The sequence below is a fragment of the Shimazuella kribbensis DSM 45090 genome (assembly GCF_000428065.1).
GTDB classification, from domain to species: domain Bacteria; phylum Bacillota; class Bacilli; order Thermoactinomycetales; family Thermoactinomycetaceae; genus Shimazuella; species Shimazuella kribbensis.
In genome coordinates this window covers 1-19045 of sequence record NZ_ATZF01000017.1, presented here as the reverse complement: position 1 = coordinate 19045, position 19045 = coordinate 1, and the positions used below count along the sequence as shown (strand labels likewise).

The 19045-nt window shown below is 39.2% G+C and carries 18 protein-coding genes and 1 rRNA gene; 2 read left to right on the top strand and 17 right to left on the bottom strand.

From position 1 onward, the window contains the following. Window positions 1–243: 243 nt before the first annotated feature. Both A3GQ_RS0118735 and A3GQ_RS0118730 read left to right on the top strand, forming a co-directional pair. Window positions 244–456: a hypothetical protein gene (locus A3GQ_RS0118735; protein ID WP_028778373.1), complete on the top strand. Its 213-nt coding sequence runs from the start codon at window positions 244–246 to the stop codon at window positions 454–456. A gap of 391 nt (window positions 457–847) precedes the next feature. Then, complete coding sequence (locus A3GQ_RS0118730; protein ID WP_028778372.1) at window positions 848–1189, top strand: hypothetical protein; 342 nt, start codon at window positions 848–850, stop codon at window positions 1187–1189. Window positions 1190–2036: 847 nt separating this feature from the next. Here the strand turns inward: A3GQ_RS0118730 and A3GQ_RS24950 are convergent. The 17 genes from A3GQ_RS24950 to rrf all read right to left on the bottom strand — a co-directional run bounded on the left by A3GQ_RS24950 (window position 2037) and on the right by rrf (window position 18910). Continuing rightward, complete coding sequence (locus A3GQ_RS24950) at window positions 2037–2498, bottom strand: M15 family metallopeptidase (RefSeq protein ID WP_425423390.1); 462 nt, start codon at window positions 2496–2498, stop codon at window positions 2037–2039. A 327-nt stretch (window positions 2499–2825) separates the two neighbouring features. Next, complete coding sequence (purD, locus tag A3GQ_RS0118715; protein WP_028778370.1) at window positions 2826–4088, bottom strand: phosphoribosylamine--glycine ligase; 1263 nt, start codon at window positions 4086–4088, stop codon at window positions 2826–2828. A gap of 13 nt (window positions 4089–4101) precedes the next feature. Further along, window positions 4102–5646 (bottom strand): bifunctional phosphoribosylaminoimidazolecarboxamide formyltransferase/IMP cyclohydrolase, encoded by a 1545-nt coding sequence (gene purH, locus A3GQ_RS0118710; RefSeq protein WP_028778369.1) that lies wholly within the window; start codon window positions 5644–5646, stop codon window positions 4102–4104. Between the two features lie 8 nt (window positions 5647–5654). Further along, window positions 5655–6221 carry a phosphoribosylglycinamide formyltransferase gene (purN, locus tag A3GQ_RS0118705; protein ID WP_028778368.1) on the bottom strand — a complete coding sequence of 189 codons (567 nt, stop codon included), beginning with the start codon at window positions 6219–6221 and terminating at the stop codon, window positions 5655–5657. Next, window positions 6221–7225: a phosphoribosylformylglycinamidine cyclo-ligase gene (purM, locus tag A3GQ_RS0118700; protein ID WP_028778367.1), complete on the bottom strand. Its 1005-nt coding sequence runs from the start codon at window positions 7223–7225 to the stop codon at window positions 6221–6223. Before purM ends, purN begins: the two co-directional genes overlap by 1 nt. Continuing rightward, a complete protein-coding gene (purF, locus tag A3GQ_RS0118695; protein WP_211227747.1) occupies window positions 7222–8646 on the bottom strand; it encodes an amidophosphoribosyltransferase in 1425 nt (474 codons plus the stop codon). The genes purM and purF overlap by 4 nt, the downstream gene beginning before the upstream one ends. After that, window positions 8610–10856 carry a phosphoribosylformylglycinamidine synthase subunit PurL gene (purL, locus tag A3GQ_RS0118690; RefSeq protein WP_037465513.1) on the bottom strand — a complete coding sequence of 749 codons (2247 nt, stop codon included), beginning with the start codon at window positions 10854–10856 and terminating at the stop codon, window positions 8610–8612. The genes purF and purL overlap by 37 nt, the downstream gene beginning before the upstream one ends. Then, entirely contained in the window at window positions 10853–11533 is a 681-nt protein-coding gene (purQ, locus tag A3GQ_RS0118685) for a phosphoribosylformylglycinamidine synthase subunit PurQ (protein ID WP_028778364.1), read from the bottom strand. Before purQ ends, purL begins: the two co-directional genes overlap by 4 nt. Before the next feature lie 2 nt (window positions 11534–11535). Next, window positions 11536–11784 carry a phosphoribosylformylglycinamidine synthase subunit PurS gene (gene purS, locus A3GQ_RS0118680; protein ID WP_028778363.1) on the bottom strand — a complete coding sequence of 83 codons (249 nt, stop codon included), beginning with the start codon at window positions 11782–11784 and terminating at the stop codon, window positions 11536–11538. 2 nt (window positions 11785–11786) lie between these two features. Beyond that, entirely contained in the window at window positions 11787–12491 is a 705-nt protein-coding gene (gene purC / locus A3GQ_RS0118675; protein WP_028778362.1) for a phosphoribosylaminoimidazolesuccinocarboxamide synthase, read from the bottom strand. A gap of 12 nt (window positions 12492–12503) precedes the next feature. After that, window positions 12504–13796 (bottom strand): adenylosuccinate lyase, encoded by a 1293-nt coding sequence (gene purB / locus A3GQ_RS0118670; RefSeq protein WP_028778361.1) that lies wholly within the window; start codon window positions 13794–13796, stop codon window positions 12504–12506. Window positions 13797–13812: 16 nt separating this feature from the next. Beyond that, window positions 13813–14976, bottom strand: coding sequence for a 5-(carboxyamino)imidazole ribonucleotide synthase (gene purK, locus A3GQ_RS24945; protein ID WP_037465511.1), 1164 nt, complete (start codon window positions 14974–14976; stop codon window positions 13813–13815). Then, window positions 14973–15458 carry a 5-(carboxyamino)imidazole ribonucleotide mutase gene (purE, locus tag A3GQ_RS0118660; RefSeq protein ID WP_028778360.1) on the bottom strand — a complete coding sequence of 162 codons (486 nt, stop codon included), beginning with the start codon at window positions 15456–15458 and terminating at the stop codon, window positions 14973–14975. The genes purK and purE overlap by 4 nt, the downstream gene beginning before the upstream one ends. Before the next feature lie 266 nt (window positions 15459–15724). Continuing rightward, on the bottom strand, window positions 15725–16510 hold the full coding sequence (locus A3GQ_RS0118655; RefSeq protein WP_028778359.1) for an alpha/beta fold hydrolase: 786 nt from the start codon (window positions 16508–16510) through the stop codon (window positions 15725–15727). A 337-nt stretch (window positions 16511–16847) separates the two neighbouring features. Further along, window positions 16848–18050 carry an MFS transporter gene (locus A3GQ_RS0118650; RefSeq protein WP_028778358.1) on the bottom strand — a complete coding sequence of 401 codons (1203 nt, stop codon included), beginning with the start codon at window positions 18048–18050 and terminating at the stop codon, window positions 16848–16850. 242 nt (window positions 18051–18292) lie between these two features. Then, a complete protein-coding gene (locus tag A3GQ_RS0118645; protein WP_028778357.1) occupies window positions 18293–18652 on the bottom strand; it encodes a hypothetical protein in 360 nt (119 codons plus the stop codon). A 141-nt stretch (window positions 18653–18793) separates the two neighbouring features. Further along, a 5S ribosomal RNA gene (gene rrf, locus A3GQ_RS0118640) occupies window positions 18794–18910 on the bottom strand. Between the last annotated feature and the right edge of the window lie 135 nt (window positions 18911–19045).

The following is a 19045-nucleotide window of genomic DNA, read 5'->3' as shown; positions in this document are numbered from 1 at the left end:
CATTTTTTTCGATTTGTTTCAAAATTGGCGGATCTTCTAGGCTAATTGGTTCTCCAAAAATTTTCTGGTAAAATGGACAATTTTTTTTCGAAAAAAAGAAGGCATATTGTCACATTTCGTCGAAAAAGACAGTTAAGAATTTATTAGTTCTGAAGGTGGCAATTCGGAGTCAATGGGCTTATCATGGTGAATGTGAAAAACAAGAACATACGATCGGAAAGATCGGATGGAGGAGTGAAGATAATGTCACTAAGCGAGCAAGAAAAAGAAACGGTAATCCAGTTTGATGAATCCACAAACCTTGCCACCGTATATACGGCCAGTTGGACAGTTGCACGCACCTTAAAAAAAGCTGGCTTTCAACCAATCCGTAGAAAAGATGGCGCATGGTGGTTTCAAATTCCTGTACATGCAATGAGTATTGCTGGAGAAAAGCAAACGACTACCATTTGTTAAATGAAAACGTTCTTTTTTCCCAAGGAGGTTACAATTTAAGCAGGTTTATCCTTCTTATCAAGTTATTAACCTCCTGTCCCGCTTTGGTTTTACAATTTAATATAAGAACCCATTATGAAGGAGGTTATGCTGTGCTTAACCACCTTTTTTTCGTCCAGAAATCACCTCATTCGATAGTAAATCCCCTCTTTTAACTACTTGTTACTTTTCGTTTCCCTCATCAAAACTTGTTGTGAAATCCTGCTATACCTACCTTACTCTATCCTCAAATACACAACTAAACTCCAATAAAGAAATGAACGGATCTTGTAAAATTACTACATAAAACAAATAATTAATGCTAGAATGAATTAAATTCTTGAATATCCTCAAAAGGAAAGAAGGGAATCAATTGGATTACTTATCCATCATATTGATACTCATACTAACCATTGTTCTCATTTGGAAACGGGTCAAGGACAAGTCAAAAGCTTCGACCATATTAGCCATTATTTCATTTGTTCTCATTCTTCTTTTTGTATCCTATGTAACCGGTATTCTCATTCATACAGAACCAAAGTATTATGGACTAATTGCATTAGCGGCAATGCTCTGTAGTCCTGTGATCATTGGAGTCGGTTTAGTAGCGTTTCTACGAGATAGGAAAAACACATGGGGAAGGATTAGCTTTACCCTGAGTATTTGCTCTATTCTCCTTACTATTTTAATCGGCCTTGCATTCGATTTTAGTTAATATCATGTTCAATACTTAAAACAGACGAATACTTATTCTTCCATTTTTCCATCTATCTGATAGTAAATATCTGTTCTTTTTATTACTCTTTTTCTAACCATTCTGTTTGAATGTAATTTGTCCATGTGCTAGTTATCACATCAATTTCGTTATTTATTGGAAATTAAATCTTATTATATGAAAATACAAAATGATCAATCAGATCCGTGCTACTGTTACAAATACCCCACTTCTTCAAAAGAAAGTTTAGCTGATCTGGTAAGCATGTTGCATATTTGTACATAAACAAAATGCAAACCACTTGAATTAATACTAGAATTAAATAAATTTTCAAATCCAAAAGGAGAGAAGGAAACCGATTGAACTACACATCCATACTATTAATACTTATATTAGCCATTTTTCTCATTTGGAAACGGGTAAAAGACAAGTCAAAAGCTTCGACCATATTAGCAATCATTTCGTTTGTTCTCACTCTCGTATATGTGGCTTTCATAGTCCAGATGCTCATCGATTCAGATCCAGAGGATTATGGATATATACTAATACCGGCAATAATCTGTAGTCCTGTATTAATTGGTGTGGGTTTAGTCGCTTTCCTACGAGATAGAAAAAATAGATGGGCGAGGATTAGTTTTATCCTAAGTATTTGTGCAATCCTACTTAGTTTTTTAATGGGTCTTGCGTTCGATCATAGTAATTAAAAAATAATATTTTTAATTTAACATAGGGGAAAATGAGGACGAATGAATTTTATTCGTCCTTTTTCATTCATTTTACTTGTCTTGTTTGGTGGCGACACCTGTTTCACTAGTATCATTTCAATACGTCCCCTACTATGAAATCATCATTCCCATACTTCTTGTAATTCTCCAATGGATTGGTCAAACGTCATTTGTAAATGGGGATAATCTTTAAACCCTTTCCAATCTCCACCCCATGAAAATCCTAGTTTCTTTGCTTCTCGAACTACTTCATCCCAATCTGCTACTCCATTTTCATTTCCATCCTTTTTGATATCCCAAGATAACTGCTCTTTATCGAGGATAGCGAAATCAATCGCTAGGCCATAATTGTGATAAGATTGTCCACCTTTAGCATTTGTCACCTTTTGCCCGGGTTTGGTTCGACCTTGTGCATAAAGTTCATTTTGCTCCTCTATAGAACGAAATCCTTCTACGATTTTAATCGTTATTCCCTTTTTTTCGACATTTCGCATCCATTGCTCCATAGCAGATTGGACTTCTGGATGCAGTTTTTGGAGATTATACTTCTTCGGTTTAGGAGGGAATATATTATCTTTGAAGATAAGAAACGAAAATAGAATACATCCAATCGCAATGCAGATGGGCAGGATCCATTTTTTGTTCACTCCTTATGCTCCCTTCTAGATGTCTTTGCATACCCGCTATGTTCTATTTTAATACAAGTTGAATATTTCCAATCCTATAAATCATATAACAAAAGAGAACACTTCACATAAGAAATATTCTCTTTTATTTTTCGTAATCACCTCTAAAACAATTTTGCAGTGATCTGCTTCTTTCAAATCCAAAAAGCAGACATAATCCTCTAATTGAAAAATGGATTGCTCATATAAAAAGGTTGCCTAAAGTGGCAACCTTTTTATTAATATTTACTGTATTGCTTTGGAAGCAATGTCTTTCCGATAATGAGCTCCATCAAATTTGATTTGCTTGACGGTTTCATATGCTCTTTGTTGACTCTCTTCTATACTAGTTCCTAGTGAAGTGACACCAAGTACTCTTCCACCTGCGGTAACAATTTTTCCATCTTGTTCTTTCGTTCCTGCGTGGATCACAATAGTATGCTGTCCCACCTGTTCGGGGAAATGAATCTCCAATCCATTCGGATAACTCCCAGGATATCCGGGTGAAGTCATGACGACGCATACTGCTGCTTGGTCGCTCCATTGAATCTCTAATTCACTCAACCGACCTTCTGCCACAGCTAACAATACATCTACTAAATCGGTCTTCAATCGAGGGAGGACCACTTGTGTTTCTGGATCTCCGAATCTTGCATTGAACTCGATTACTTTTGGTCCATCTTCTGTAATCATCAAACCTGCGTATAATACACCTTTGTAGTAGATTCCTTCTTGCCCAAATGCATCTACCATTGGATAAATGATGGTATCAATTGCTTGTTGAATGATCTCATCTGCTATTTGAGGAACTGGTGAATAGGTTCCCATTCCACCTGTATTGGGACCTTTATCTCCATCGAATACTGCTTTGTGATCTTGGGAAATGACCATTGGAGCAACGTTTTTCCCTTCAACAAAGGCCATTAATGAAACCTCTTGGCCAAATAAACACTCTTCAATGACTACTTGATTCCCAGCGTCACCAAATACTTTTTTATCCATGGATTCAATGATAGCCAGCTCTGCTTCTGCTAAAGTTTGCGCTACTACAACACCTTTGCCTGCCGCTAGCCCATCTGCTTTGATAACGATTGGTGCTCCTTCGTTTCTTACATAGGCAAGTGCCTCTTTGCTATCGGTAAAAACTTGATATTTCGAAGTAGGGATGTTGTATTTTTGCATCATTTCTTTAGCAAATGTTTTGCTTCCTTCTATCGTAGCAGCAGCTTTACTTGGACCAAAGATAGCAAGATTTAACTCTTCAAAACGGTCTACCATTCCCTCTAATAATGGTACTTCTGGTCCCACTACGGTAAGATCAATGGATTGCTCGATCGCAAACTGTGCTAACTTCTCTTGATCGGATACTCCGATTGCTACATTTTCAGCTAATTGAGCTGTTCCTGCATTACCTGGAGCACAGTATATTTTTGTTACACGACTGCTTTGAGCCAGTTTCGCAATGATGGCATGCTCACGTCCCCCATTGCCGATCACCAATATCCGCATCGCTTTCCCTCCCTTAGTGTTTAAAGTGACGAACGCCTGTAAATACCATTGCTATGCCATGTTTATTTGCTGCTTCAATGGACTCGGAGTCGCGTATGGAACCGCCTGGTTGAATAATCGCTCGAATACCAGCAGCCGCAGCTTTTTCTAAAGTATCTGACATAGGGAAGAATGCGTCTGATGCCAGTACTGCGCCATTTGCATTATCTGCCGCTTGGCGAATCGCGATTTCTGCTGCCCCTACTCGGTTCATTTGACCAGCACCAACGCCAATCGTTCGATTATCTTTGGTGAGTACGATAGCGTTAGATTTCACATGTTTGACTACTTTCCATGCAAACAATAGCTCGTCCCACTCGGCATCTGTTGGATTTCGATCCGTAGCTACCGTACACATTTCCCGGGTAATTTTTTCACTATCTTGCTCTTGAACAAGTATACCACCATCAATCGAGGTCGTTTTCCAAGTGGAGATGGATTCGTTAGATGAGAATGGAAGTTCCAACAATCGCAAATTTTTCTTCTCACTCAAAATTTGTTGCGCTTCTTCACTAAAACTTGGTGCAATAATAATCTCTAAAAATATTTCTCTCATCTTGGAGGCGGTAACAGCATCAACAGTTTGATTTGTAGCAATAATTCCACCAAAAATAGAAACAGGGTCTGCTTCATATGTTCTTTGATAAGCTTCTAATAACGTCTCACCAACAGCTACACCACATGGATTCATATGTTTCACTGCTACTACAGCAGGTTCAGCAAATTCTTTGACAATCTCAAGGGCAGCATTTGCATCTTGAATATTGTTATAGGAAAGTTCTTTTCCTTGTAATTGTTTTGCTGATACTAGTTGATCCGATTTTGCTAAAGCATCTTTATAGTAGGATGCTTGTTGATGTGGATTTTCTCCATAACGCAGCGAGCTCACTTTTTCATAAGTAAAAGTTAGTTGTTCGGGAGAGGTTTCGCCCATTTCTCCAGTCAAATAATGAGCAATCAGTGAATCGTAGGCAGCAGTATGACGGAATGTTTTGGCTGCTAAACGTTTCCTAGTAGCAAGAGTCGTATTTCCATTTTCCGATAGTTCTTCTAGTACAACGTGATAATCAGCTGGATCTACCAATACCGTAACATCTTGATGGTTTTTTGCAGCTGAACGCAACATAGAAGGACCACCGATATCGATATTTTCGATTGCTTCTTCGTATGTAAATCCTTCTTTTGTAATAGTGGCTTTAAATGGATAAAGATTAACAACAACAAGGTCAATATATTCAATCCCATTTTCAGCACAAGCTTGTTGATGCGATGCTTTATCGCGAACTGCAAGTAGGCCTCCATGTACTTTCGGATGAAGCGTTTTTACACGGCCATCTAATATCTCTGGAAATCCAGTTACTTCTGAGATTTGTGTAACAGGTAATCCTTCTTGTTGCAAAAGTTGAAACGTACCACCTGTAGAAATAATTTGAACTTCTTGTTGAACCAATTCTTTTGCCAACTCAACGATACCTGTTTTATCGGAAACACTAATAAGCGCACGACGCACTCTAGACATAATTTGCTTTAACCTCCTGTTACAAGCTGTCTTACTACTTCTGGATAAAGCTTATGTTCTACAGCTTGTATTTTTTGTGTAAATGTCGTAAGTGTATCTTCTGTTTCAATGGTAACTGGAACTTGTGCAATAATGGGTCCTGTATCCATTCCCTCATCGACAAAATGGATGGTGACCCCAGAGACTTTCACTGGATATTCAAAAGCTCGTTCAATGGCATCCTTGCCTACAAATGCTGGTAATAAGGACGGATGAATATTGACGATCCGATCTTTATATCTCGTGAGTAGTGTAGGACCAATCAAACGCATATAACCAGCTAGAATGATCCATTCGATCTTTTTTTCTTCTAATACTTCTAAAATCGCGGATTCATATGCTTCTTTGTTTGAAAATGATTTTGGTGAAACGAGATAATGGGCTACATCTAAACGTTCTGCTCTGTCTAATACTTTGGCGCCTTCACGATCAGTTAAGAGCAAGGATACTGACTTAGGCCAGTTATCCTTGCGTGATTGATTTACGATACTTTCAAAATTGGTGCCACTGCCAGAAGCAAAAATAGCAATGCTCATTAGCTATTTTCACCTGCCCACTGGAAATCCTTATCTCCAGTCACGATTTCACCAATTCGCTCGACTTTCTCTCCGAGTTCAGAAGCTCTTGCTATTACTTCTACAGCTTGTTCTTTAGGAACACAAAGGACCATTCCAATTCCCATGTTAAAGGTGCGGAACATATCTTCATCTGAAACATCCCCAACATGTTGAATTCGATTGAAAATTTCTGGTACATCCCATGTAGCTGGGTCTACTTCTGCAGTCAGACCCTCTGGTAACATGCGAGGAACATTTTCGATAAGTCCTCCACCTGTAATATGTGCAGCTCCCTTTACGTTAAATTCTTTCATCAACGTGAGTAGTGTTTTCACATATATACGGGTTGGAGTAAGTAATTCTTTTGCTAAATCTAGATCCATGCCATTTGCAAATAAAACGTGTCTTGCAAGAGAAAAACCATTGCTGTGCAAACCATTGGAAGCAAGACCAATAAGAACATCACCAGATTCAATAGTGGAACCATCGATCAAGCGATCACGTTCCACGGCACCAACACAAAAACCTGCAATATCATATTCGCCTTTGGCATACATACCGGGCATCTCCGCAGTCTCTCCACCAATCAAGGCACACCCTGCATCCACACATCCGTCTGCAATTCCTTTCACTACGGACTCTGCTTGAGCTGGTTGCAATTTTCCTGTTGCTAAATAATCCAAAAAGAAAAGTGGTTCAGCGCCTTGGACTACTAGATCATTGACACACATCGCTACACAATCAATCCCGATTGAATCATGCAAGTCAGTAACAAATGCAAGTTTTAACTTTGTCCCTACCCCATCCGTAGCAGAGACCAAAACAGGATTTTCATATTTCCCAAGTGCAAAAGCACCGCCAAATCCCCCGATATCGCCTAATACTTCTGGTCGGTATGTCCTTTTTACATGCGCACGAATTCTCTCCACTGTTTCGTTTCCTGCATCGATATCTACACCGGCTTGTTTGTATGCTTCACTCATACCGATTCCTCCACCTCTAATGCCTCATATAGCTTTGTAGGGTATTCACTAGTAAAACAAGCTAAGCAATGTCCACGATTTTTTTCTTCGGAAGGACGGCCAATTGCCTCAACCATACCTTCCGCGCTGAGAAAGGCTAAGGAATCCGCATTGATTAACTGTCGAATCTCCTCTACAGAATGATTGGAAGCAATTAATTGGTCACGATCAGCAGTATCAATTCCATAGAAACATGGATTTTTAACTGGAGGAGAACTGATTCGAACATGTACTTCTTTTGCCCCTGCTTCCCGTAATAGATTGACGATTCTCCGACTAGTTGTTCCTCGGACAATCGAGTCATCTATCATAACCACACGTTTGCCTTCTACTACTTTACGCACAGCACTTAATTTCATTTTCACGCCTTGCTCGCGCAACTCTTGACTTGGTTGAATAAAAGTTCTACCAACATATCGATTTTTGATCAACCCGAGTTCGTAAGGGATGCCAGTTGCTTCTGCAAACCCAATAGCAGCGGATGTACTAGAATCAGGAACACCTGTGATTACATCAGCTTCAACAAATGCTTCTTTCGATAACTGCCGTCCAAGTCTTTTGCGAGCGGTATGCACATTGATGCCACTTATATCACTATCAGGACGTGCAAAATAAATGTATTCAAAAGAACAGATGGATGTCTCTTTTGGCTCGGAAAAACGAGTAACCCGCATTCCGTCATTTTGGGTGAGCACAAGTAATTCACCTGGTTCAATTTCTCGGATAAAAGCTGCACCAATTGTATCAAAAGCACAAGTTTCAGACGCAAAGACATAGGAATCTCCCAATTTCCCAATTGCTAAGGGGCGTAAGGCATGTGGGTCTTGTGCCACAAATAATTGATCATTGGTTAGAATCAGCAATGCATAAGCACCTACCAATTCATTTAACGTTTCTTTTACTGCTACTTCCAGTGTATCTGCGGATGAGCGTGCAATTAAGTGTGCGATAACTTCTGTATCTGTTGTAGTTTGGAAGATAGAGCCATTGGCCTCTAATTCTTTTCGAAGTTTATCTCCGTTAACTAAATTCCCATTTGTCGCAATCGCTATTTCTCCTTTGGCATAGTTGAACACCAAAGGCTGAACATTAGCTAATACACTTGATCCCGTAGTAGAATACCGGACATGTCCAATAGCAGTAGAACCGATTAACTGAGAAACACGCTCTGAACTAAATACTTCATTCACTAAACCCATGTCGCGATGAACATGAAACTTTTCACCGTTTGTTGTTACAATACCAGCACTCTCTTGCCCGCGATGCTGCAATGCATGTAGTCCATAGTAGGTTAGTCTCGCTGCATCAGGATGACCTACTATACCAAACACACCACATTCTTCGTTTAGTTCGTCGAAGTCGAAGATGCTGTCATCTTGCATGGTATCGCCTCTTCCCAATGATTGGTTAATTGTGCCACAGAGCGATCGATTACGAGTTGATCATTCACGTGAACTTCTAAATTTCCTTCTGTTACTTGTCCAATAACTTGAGCAGGAACGTGGAACTGTTCCATCGTTTGGACTAATTCTTCTACCTTATCTTTTGATACAGAAAGCAGTATTCTAGATTGTGTTTCACTAAAGAGGTATAAAGTAGGATCATAATCTGTCTCTACTTGTATTTTTGCTCCTAAGTTCCCACTTATACAAGACTCAGCGACAGCCAACGCTAGTCCACCTTCTGAAACATCATGCGCAGACTGTACAAGCCCTTGACGAATTGCAGTGAGTACAGCTTGTTGCAATGCTTTTTCTTTCCCACTATCTAAAATAGGAGCACGCCCTGCAATTGTCGCCGTATAAGCTTGTTGAAGTTCACTTCCGCCTAGCTCAATAGCTGTGTCTCCTAGCAAGATCAAAACATCCCCGTTTTGCTTAAATGCTTGTGTGGTGATATGCTCTCTTTTTTCGATCAATCCAACCATTCCTACGACAGGAGTTGGGTAAATGGGTTGACCTTTGGTTTCGTTATACAAACTGACATTTCCACCTACAACAGGAGTTTGAAGCACTTCACACATTTCACTCATTCCATCGATCGCTTTGGATAATTGCCAATACACTTCTGGTTTCTCTGGACTACCAAAATTGAGGCAATCTGTGATCCCCAGAGGCTCTGCACCTGAACAAACGACATTCCGTGCAGACTCTGCTACTGCAATACGTCCACCATTTACCGGATCTAAATATACATATCTGCTATTACCATCTGTGCTCATAGCAAGAGCTTTCTCTGTTCCTCGTATTACCACAACAGCAGCATCCGATCCTGGGCGAACAGCGGTACTCGTGCGAACCATATAGTCATATTGTTGAAAGACATATTTTTTACTTGCCATATTTGGAGATTGTAATATTTTTTCGATGGCTTCGTTCGCATCGATGTTTGCTAGTGCATCAGTTGGATCAACTGATTCATTTTCGACATAATAAGTTGGGACTTTTTCTTCTCTTACATAAACAGGAGCATCATCTACCAATGTATTCACTGGTATATCCGCAACTAGCTCGCCGTGTTGGAACAACCGATATTGATTACCATCGGTTACTTGTCCAATAACCGCTGATTGTAAACCCCACTTGTCACATATAGCCATAATCTCTGCTTCTCGGCCTTTTTCTACCACCAAAAGCATACGTTCTTGGGACTCGGATAACATAATTTCATAAGATGTCATCCCTGTTTCGCGTTGTGGTACCAAATCAAGATTGAGATCCAGTCCTTGTCCGCCTTTTGCGGCCATTTCTGCACTAGAACAAGTAAGGCCAGCCGCACCCATATCTTGAATACCGAGCAGCATATTTTGTTCAACCATTTCCAAACAAGCTTCTAATAACAACTTCTCCATAAATGGATCGCCTACTTGGACAGCCGGACGTTTTTCCTCTGATGATTCATTCAGTTCTTCGGATGCAAAGGTTGCACCATGGATACCATCTCGACCAGTACTTGCACCTACATAAATAACTGGATTTCCAACTCCAACGGCTACTCCCTTTTGTAGATCTTTGTGGTTAATAATCCCTACACACATCGCATTAACAAGTGGATTGCCATCGTATGCATTATCAAAGAAAACCTCTCCACCAACAGTAGGAATACCTATACAGTTGCCATAATGGGCGATTCCTGAAACAACATTATCAAATAAATAACGTACACGAGAAGAATCGAGCTCTCCAAAACGAAGAGAGTTGAGTAAAGCAACCGGACGAGCACCCATGGAAAAGACATCACGAATGATCCCGCCAACGCCTGTTGCTGCCCCTTGAAATGGCTCCACAGCTGATGGATGGTTATGACTTTCAATTTTAAAGACAACTGCTTGTTCATCCCCGATATCAATAACACCTGCACCCTCACCAGGACCAAGTAAAATACGAGGGCCAGTTGTTGGAAATTTACGAAGCAGTGGTTTTGAATTTTTATAACTACAATGTTCAGACCACATCACACTATAGATCCCTACTTCGGTCCAGTTTGGCAGACGTCCTAGGTGTCCTTTTACCTGCTCATATTCCTCTGAGGTTAAACCCATTTCTTTATAAAGTTCTTGATCTCTAATTTGTTCCGCTGTTGGTTCGATCATGATGCATGATTCTCCTTCCAGTAAGCTAGCATTGAAGTAAAGAGGCGAGCACCATCAGGAGAACCCATCCAATCGACGATTGCTCTTTCTGGGTGTGGCATCATACCGAGAACATTCCCTTTTTCATTGGTTATTCCAGCAATATTTGCTAGTGCTCCATTTGGATTTTTGCCTGCATAGCGGAATAAAATTTGGCCGCTTGCCTCCAATCGTTGCAACGTCTCATCATCGCAGAAATAATTACCTTCTGCATGTGCAATCGGGATTTGAACAGTTTCCCCTTGTTCATAATGCATCGTAAATGCAGAATCAGCTTTTTCTACTGAAATTGGTTCGATTTCGCAACGGAATTGAAGGTGATCGTTACGCATTAATGCTCCTGGTAACAACCCTGCTTCCGTCAAAATTTGAAACCCATTGCAGATACCAACAACTAGTTTCCCAGCTTCTGCCTCTTTTTTTACAGCTTCCATGACAGGAGAAAATCGAGCTAGTGAACCGCAACGGAGGTAATCCCCATAAGAAAAGCCACCAGGCAATAAAATAGCATCGTAAGAAGATAGATCAGATTCATGATGCCACACCGGATTTACTTCTTCTCCCAAAACATCTTCAATGGCATGTACCAAATCCATATCACAGTTCGAACCGGGGAAAACGACGACAGCAAATCGCATTTTTATACCTCCTCTAGTTCAAATCGGAAATCTTCAATGACAGGGTTAGAGAATAATTTCTGACACATTAGTGTTACTGCTTCTTCTGCTGCTGCTTGACTACTAGCATCAAGAGATACTTCCAAACGTTTTCCGATACGTACATCGGATACTTCACTATACCCCATGGTGTGAAGAGAGCCCTTAACTGCTACTCCTTGAGGATCGAGTACACTTTCTTTTAACGTAACAAAAATTGTTGCTTTATACATGTTTATTGGCCTCCCAATCGTTTTTCTATCTCTTGATATGCTTCTAGCACGTTGCCAAGGTTACGACGAAATCGGTCTTTATCTAATTTGTCACCTGATTGCAAGTCCCAAAAACGGCAGGTATCTGGAGAAATTTCGTCTGCTAATAGTACTTGCCCAGCATGATCCAAACCAAATTCCAGCTTAAAGTCCACCAAACGAATGCCATGTTGCTCCATATGTTCATACAAAATATCATTAATTTTTAGCGCTTGCTCTTTCATCTCAACAACAACTTCTTTGCTCGTAATCTCAAGAGCATAAATGTGATCTTCTAAAATAAGAGGGTCACCAAGGCTATCATCTTTATAATAAAACTCCACAATCGGGAAGGGCAGAGGCCGGCCTTCTTGTAATCCAAGACGTTTGGCAAAACTTCCAGCGGTTACGTTTCGAACAACGACTTCTAGAGGCACGATCGTTACTCGTTTAACTAGTTGTTCCAATGTAGATAACCGCTCTAAAAAATGGCTTGGAACACTTTTTTCTGCTAGCAATTCAAAAAAATAACTGGTGATCTTATTGTTAAGGGCACCTTTCCCTTCGATGATTTCCTTCTTTTCCCCATTGAAGGCAGTTGCATCATCTTTATATTGGACGAGCAAAACATTAGGATCTTTGGTAGTAAAAAGTTTTTTTGCTTTACCTTCGTAAACAAGATCTCCCATCACGTATTCCCCCTATAATCCAAGTCGATCAAAAATGAAGTCTACTTGAGCCAGATGATGTCGATAATCAAAGCAATCTGCAATCTCTTCCATAGACAAATGGCTGGTTACAAATTCGTCTTTTTCTACGAGGTCGCGAAAAGAAGTTTGTTCCTCCCAAGCTTGCATTGCTAGTCCTTGTACTCGATCATAAGCCTTTTCTCTCTTTAATCCTTTGTCAATAAGAGTAAGTAGAACTCGTTGGGAATAAATAAGACCAAAGGTACGATCCATATTACGCTTCATATTTTCTGGGAAAACACGAACACCACTAATGATGTTTGTAAATCGATTTAACATGTAGTTAAGTAGTATCGTTGCATCTGGAAGAATCACACGCTCTACAGAAGAGTGGGAAATATCTCTTTCATGCCAGAGTGGGACATTCTCGTAGCTAGACACCATATGACCACGTACCACACGTGCAAGACCGGAAATATTTTCACAACCAATTGGATTCCGTTTATGCGGCATTGCAGATGATCCTTTTTGTCCTTTGCCAAACGATTCTTCTACTTCTCGTGTTTCGCTCTTTTGTAATCCTCGAATCTCTGTCGCAAATTTATCGAGAGATGTCGCAATCAATGCAAGTGTAGCCATATAGTGAGCATGACGATCACGTTGCAACGTTTGAGTGGAAATAGATGCATTCTCTAATCCAAGTCGTTCGCAAACAAATTTCTCCACAAACGGATCGATATTTGCATAGGTTCCAACTGCACCAGACATCTTACCTACTCTTACGGTTTCAATAGCCTGCACTAATCTTTCTCGATTGCGTTTCATCTCTTCATACCAAAGTGCCATTTTCAAACCAAACGTTGTAGGCTCCGCATGTACTCCATGAGTACGACCCATCATTACCGTGTATTTGTACTGTTTCGCCTGATTTCCAAGTGCTTCAATCAAACGATCCACATCTTTTATCAAAATTTCATTTGCTTGTCTTAAAAGATAAGAAAGTGCTGTATCCACAACATCGGTTGAAGTGAGTCCATAGTGCACCCATTTGGATTCGGACCCTAATGTTTCCGAAACAGCACGAGTAAAGGCTACTACATCGTGACGAGTTTCTTGTTCGATCTCTAAAATTCGATCTACGTTAAAGGTAGCATTCTTTCTGATCAAGGCTACATCTTCTTTTGGGATTACTCCTAGTTCAGCCCAAGCTTCGCATGCTAAAATCTCAACCTCTAACCATGCTTGAAAACGATTTTGGTCTGTCCAGATGGAAGACATTTCTTCACGAGAATAACGATTAATCAAATCAATACCCCTTTTCTTAAGTCCAAACAGCTTTTTCTTCTGCTGGTGTAAGTGGCGGACAAATGTTTAGTTGATCTAATTGAGCCAATCCTTGGGATAAATCATCGGTTAATACAGTGATATGTCCCATTTTCCGACCTGTTTTTGCTTCATTTTTTCCATACCAATGTGCTTTTATATTGCTAGGTAACTGATGAAAGGAATGATAGAATGCTTCTTTATGTTCTCCTAAAAGATTCATCATGATAGCGGAACGGTAAAGCGTAGGTTTTACGAGTGGTAACCCAATGACAGCACGTAACATCTGTTCAAACTGGGAAGGATTGCAAGCATCATACGTATAATGACCAGAATTATGAGGACGAGGTGCTAATTCATTAATATAAAGATGTCCATCTGCATGCAAAAACATTTCCACAGCGAGCAAGCCCACCACTTCTAGATGATCTGCTACTTGTTCTGCAAGCTTAACAGCCTGTTTACGAATTACATCTTCCACTGTAGCAGGAGCGATGGATAAGTGTAGAATATGATTTCGATGGATATTTACAGCCGGTGGAAAGGATTGGATCTCACCGGTTACACTTCGTGCAACAACTACGGAGATCTCTTTTAAAAATGGAATAAACTTTTCTAGAACGTAAATTTGTGACCAAGCATCATTTTGCTTTTCCCATTCTGTCACGTCTTCTTCTGTCCGAAAGATCCATTGGCCTTTTCCGTCATAGCCACCTGTTACTGTTTTGAGTACAGCAGGTAAACCAATTGTACGGATCGCTTGATGCAGCTCATCTGTTGAAGAAACTTTCGCATAAGGAGCAACCGGCACTCCAGCTTCTTCGATTGCTGCTTTTTCCATCAAACGGTGGCGAGTAACTTCTAATAATTTACTTCCTTGAGGTAATGCTGTTTGTTGTTCCAAACGTCCAACTAACGTTGGATCGATGTTTTCAAATTCGTATACGATAAGATCAGATAAAGAGGCCAATTGGTCTACTGCATCCAAATCATTAAAATTCGCTTTTACATGGTGGTCAGAAACTTGTACACCTGGAGCATCCTCAGATGGATCTAAGGTCACAAAGCGATAACCCATTTTTCGTCCCTCTAAGATAATCATCCTCCCAAGTTGTCCACCACCAAGTACACCTATGGTTTGACCAGGCAGAAGACTTCTCATGAAAGTTCCCCCTCTGAAAGCACCTTTTGTCTCGTCGCTTGACGTTTTTCCTGCAATCTTTGTTGCACATCTGCATCAGCTGTGCCTATGATCTGCGCTGCTAGTAAACCGGCATTTGTCGCTCCAGCATTACCTATTGCAACAGTAGCAACAGGAACACCTCCTGGCATCTGCACAATGGACAATAAAGAATCCAGTCCATTTAAATTGGATGACTTAACGGGCACTCCAATCACTGGTAATACTGTCTTTGCTGCGACCATGCCAGGCAAGTGAGCAGCTCCACCAGCACCAGCGATGATGACTTTTAGACCGCGTTCAATTGCTGTTTCTGCATAATCAAACATTTCATCTGGGGTCCGATGGGCAGATACTACTTTTTTTTCAAAAGGAATTTGTAATTCTTCTAATACATCACAGGCTAATTTCATTGTTGGCCAATCAGAAGTACTGCCCATAATTACTCCAACACGTACCATCATCTGCCTCCATAAAAAAACCCAAACAGTGTATTCCAGAAGCAACTCCATTCCGCTTCGCGAATCCTATACTATTTAGGTAGTGTTAGCTTTATTTATAACATGTTTAGTGTATCAACCTTTGGAAACCAAGTCAAACAAAAAAACGAACAACAGAAGGAGTTAAATCCTTTAATGTTCGTAAATATAGCGCTAAACGCAAGAACCAACTGCATAATTTTGCATTTCATCATCTTTTGATTCATCATTTTCCCAATTATTTTTTGGTTTTATCCCTGATCTATTTTTTCTATCCAATTTTTAATATCTTGATAAAACATATTTGGATTATCCATCATCATAAAATGTCCACTATCAGGAATGACATAAGTTTTTATCTTTTTAAGATACCGGTTCAGAAACGTCTGTGGGTTTTTCTCTCCACGAATATAAGCTTTACGTGGAAAGGACTGAAATTTAGATAATAGTATTCCACTCTCGGACCACTTTAGCAAAGAACATGCACTTCGATAGAAAGCCAAAGGACTTCCTTGTTGACACCAATTAGACCATTGCCTCTCCGATATTTCTTCTGATTTTTCAAGTGAATGTATGAACTCCATAAAACCAGCTTGTATAAAATCATGCTCATTTTGTGCTGCTACCCTTCTGCTAACAATGCCGCAATCTTCTGAAACCAAATTGCCTTCTACGTTTATAAATGAACTTACATGAGGTATTTGATCTAAAGCTAATAAACCAATGGCACCACCCATACTATGAGCGACAATATGAATATCATTCATGGAATAATATTGTATAAGCGATGCAACGAAATTCGATTGATCTTCCAAATGATAGGAAAAATAATCGGGACTATCCGATTCACCAAAACCTAAGAAATCAAATGCACATAAGGAGTAATCTTGAAGGTCTGGTGTATGAAAGGCAGATTGGAAAGAATCTTTTGTACACCCCAAACCATGGAGAAAAACAATCCATTTATTCGACTTCACTCTGATATTAACGGATAATCTCACACGGTGATCCTTGTAAGGTAATAAGATATGTGTCATGATTCCATCTCCTTTATGTTCAGTAAACAGCGAATACATTACCCTGATCTCAAATATATAATTTCTTTGGAACTTCTATTAACAAGGGAAATAATTTCCTTTTCTATGTCTCCCTTCAAACTCAAGTTTATTATGAAAGTGAAGAATCTTACCACTACATCGTTTCCAATGTACTTGATGAAGATTGGATACAAATCTTACAAGAAGAAGCAGGTTATATCTCATTATATAATGGGTATCGATACTTATTTCAGAAATACTTTTTAATCTAAGGAGGGTTATTATTAGTTCTACTTACAACGACAAATGAACTTTGAGTATTCAACTATATTTGGAATTAATTGCTCTCAGATGCACTACCCTTATTCATTAGAAAAACACATATCAAATACAAAATACTAACTGCCACAAGCGATCCGAAAAGAAATTCCTTACTTTGAAATGAGTTTTCCCCCCATAAAAATAATAACAATCCAGCCATTCTTCCTATACCAAATGGAATCTCACGTACCACAATAAAATCCAAACGTCTATCTGCTTTGGAGGTAGCTTGATCGATTACTTCATACATTACCGTTTCCATCGGAATATCGAGTGCAGGTGAAAGAAGACCTAAAACAACAATGTACACTACCAATATAAAAATAGTCGTTTCCCAATAAAGCATACTTGAGGTTATCAATAAACCAATACACGCAAATAAATAATAGAAATTTCGATTTTTTGGATTGATTTGCTTTGCATAGTAAAATGAAGCTACTACAGTCATGAGACTCATGATCATATAGAAAAAACCAACCCAGCCCTCACTAGGTACAAGAAAATAAATCACAAGTGTAATAAGAAAAGTTTTCATTAAACCGTTAACCATACCCCAAATAAAGGTTGCACTTAAAAATAGGTGCCAAGACTTTAAAGGGTAAGTGAAAGCAGATAATAAATTAGATCTTCCGTGATAAGAAATATAAGGAACCCAAAACGAAGAAATAATAGCTAAGACAAAAAAGAAAAAAGACAGCGTAAATACTGTTAGATATCCAATCAATCCTCCTACCATACCAATAACAAAGCCTGCAATCAAAGGCCCCATAACAGCAGAAAAAGAAGCTAACAGATTTTCAATATGAGAAAAACGATCACGCAACTGATTTCCTACAGCATCCATCGTTACAATATGCGTACCTACCGACCATAAACTCTCAGCTAAACCCATCATAATCGCAATCACAGCATATACTTCGATCGCTTGATTTTGAATCAACAAAATAAGACCATAACTAATTGCATAAAAACCTATCCCAATGCGATAAACGAAAAGAGGACTTGTAAAACGTACAAGCCAAGCGCATAAAGGATAAAAAAATAAAATGCTCAATGACTGAAATAAAAAAAATAAAGCTATAAAATGCAAAGAAGACTCTAACTTCCATAAGAAAACAGAAATAAAGACTTTTGATAACGAACTAGCAAATCGATACGAAAACTGAACTCCCAAAAAGCGACGTGCAAAAGTGGTAAGTTTATTGTTGTGGTTTTCCATCTTTGTCTTACAACCCTCCTAAAACTAGAGATGAATGTAACATTTATAACTTCTTCATTCTCTGCTACTCCCTACTTTTAGTTTATCCATTAAAAACAATGATGTCTTTATATTCCGAATAAAATAAATGTACATCCTCGCGAACTGCGGTGATGTTATTTCATTTGAGAGTTTTTAATGTAAATACAAGAGTTAATACAGTTGCTCACTTCTTTCTTATGATAACTTTCAAATTTTCCTATTCATTTATCGATCACATTAGAAACAGCATGTTTTTGAATTCCATCTTCTAAAGGATAACTGCAATTGAGTTGGAAAATTGCTTTCTCTTTGGTGTCACAAAGTATTTTTAGTGAACGAACGCGATCTTGTAAATGTAAAGAAAACAACTCTTCCTTTGTATTAAGATCATGAGTTTGGATAGAAAAATTATTTACAATCGGGGAAAAAGAAATATTCACTTTCTCCATTGTGGTTTCAAATTCATAAAAATGCTCTTTTGAGCTATTATCTATATCTAGAGATTCTGGTTCGTACTTAGGGACAGCACAAAATAAAGAGATAAGTTCATATTCATCAGACAAATCCAAGCCAAATAACATTCGTTCAGTCTCCTCCCATATTAGGATAAGAACAAAATATGATAATGAGTTAATAAACCAAAAGCATACAAACTACATACATCTATTATAAATAAAAAGATATAACGAAAAAGCCTACCAAATGGTAGGCTTTCGTTTGCTGCCTGGCAATTACTTACTCTCCCAGGACCCTGCGGTCCAAGTACCATCAGCGTGAGAGGGCTTAACGGTCGTGTTCGGGATGGGAACGAGTGGAACCCCTCTGCTATGATTACCAGACGTATTTACTTTTTGTAAGGAATGCTTTCGCACTTCCAAAATCGGATAGGAAATGATGTTGTTGCGTAGGAGAAGCCCTCGACCGATTCGTATCTGTCAGCTAAACACATTGCTGTGCTTACACCTCAGACCGAT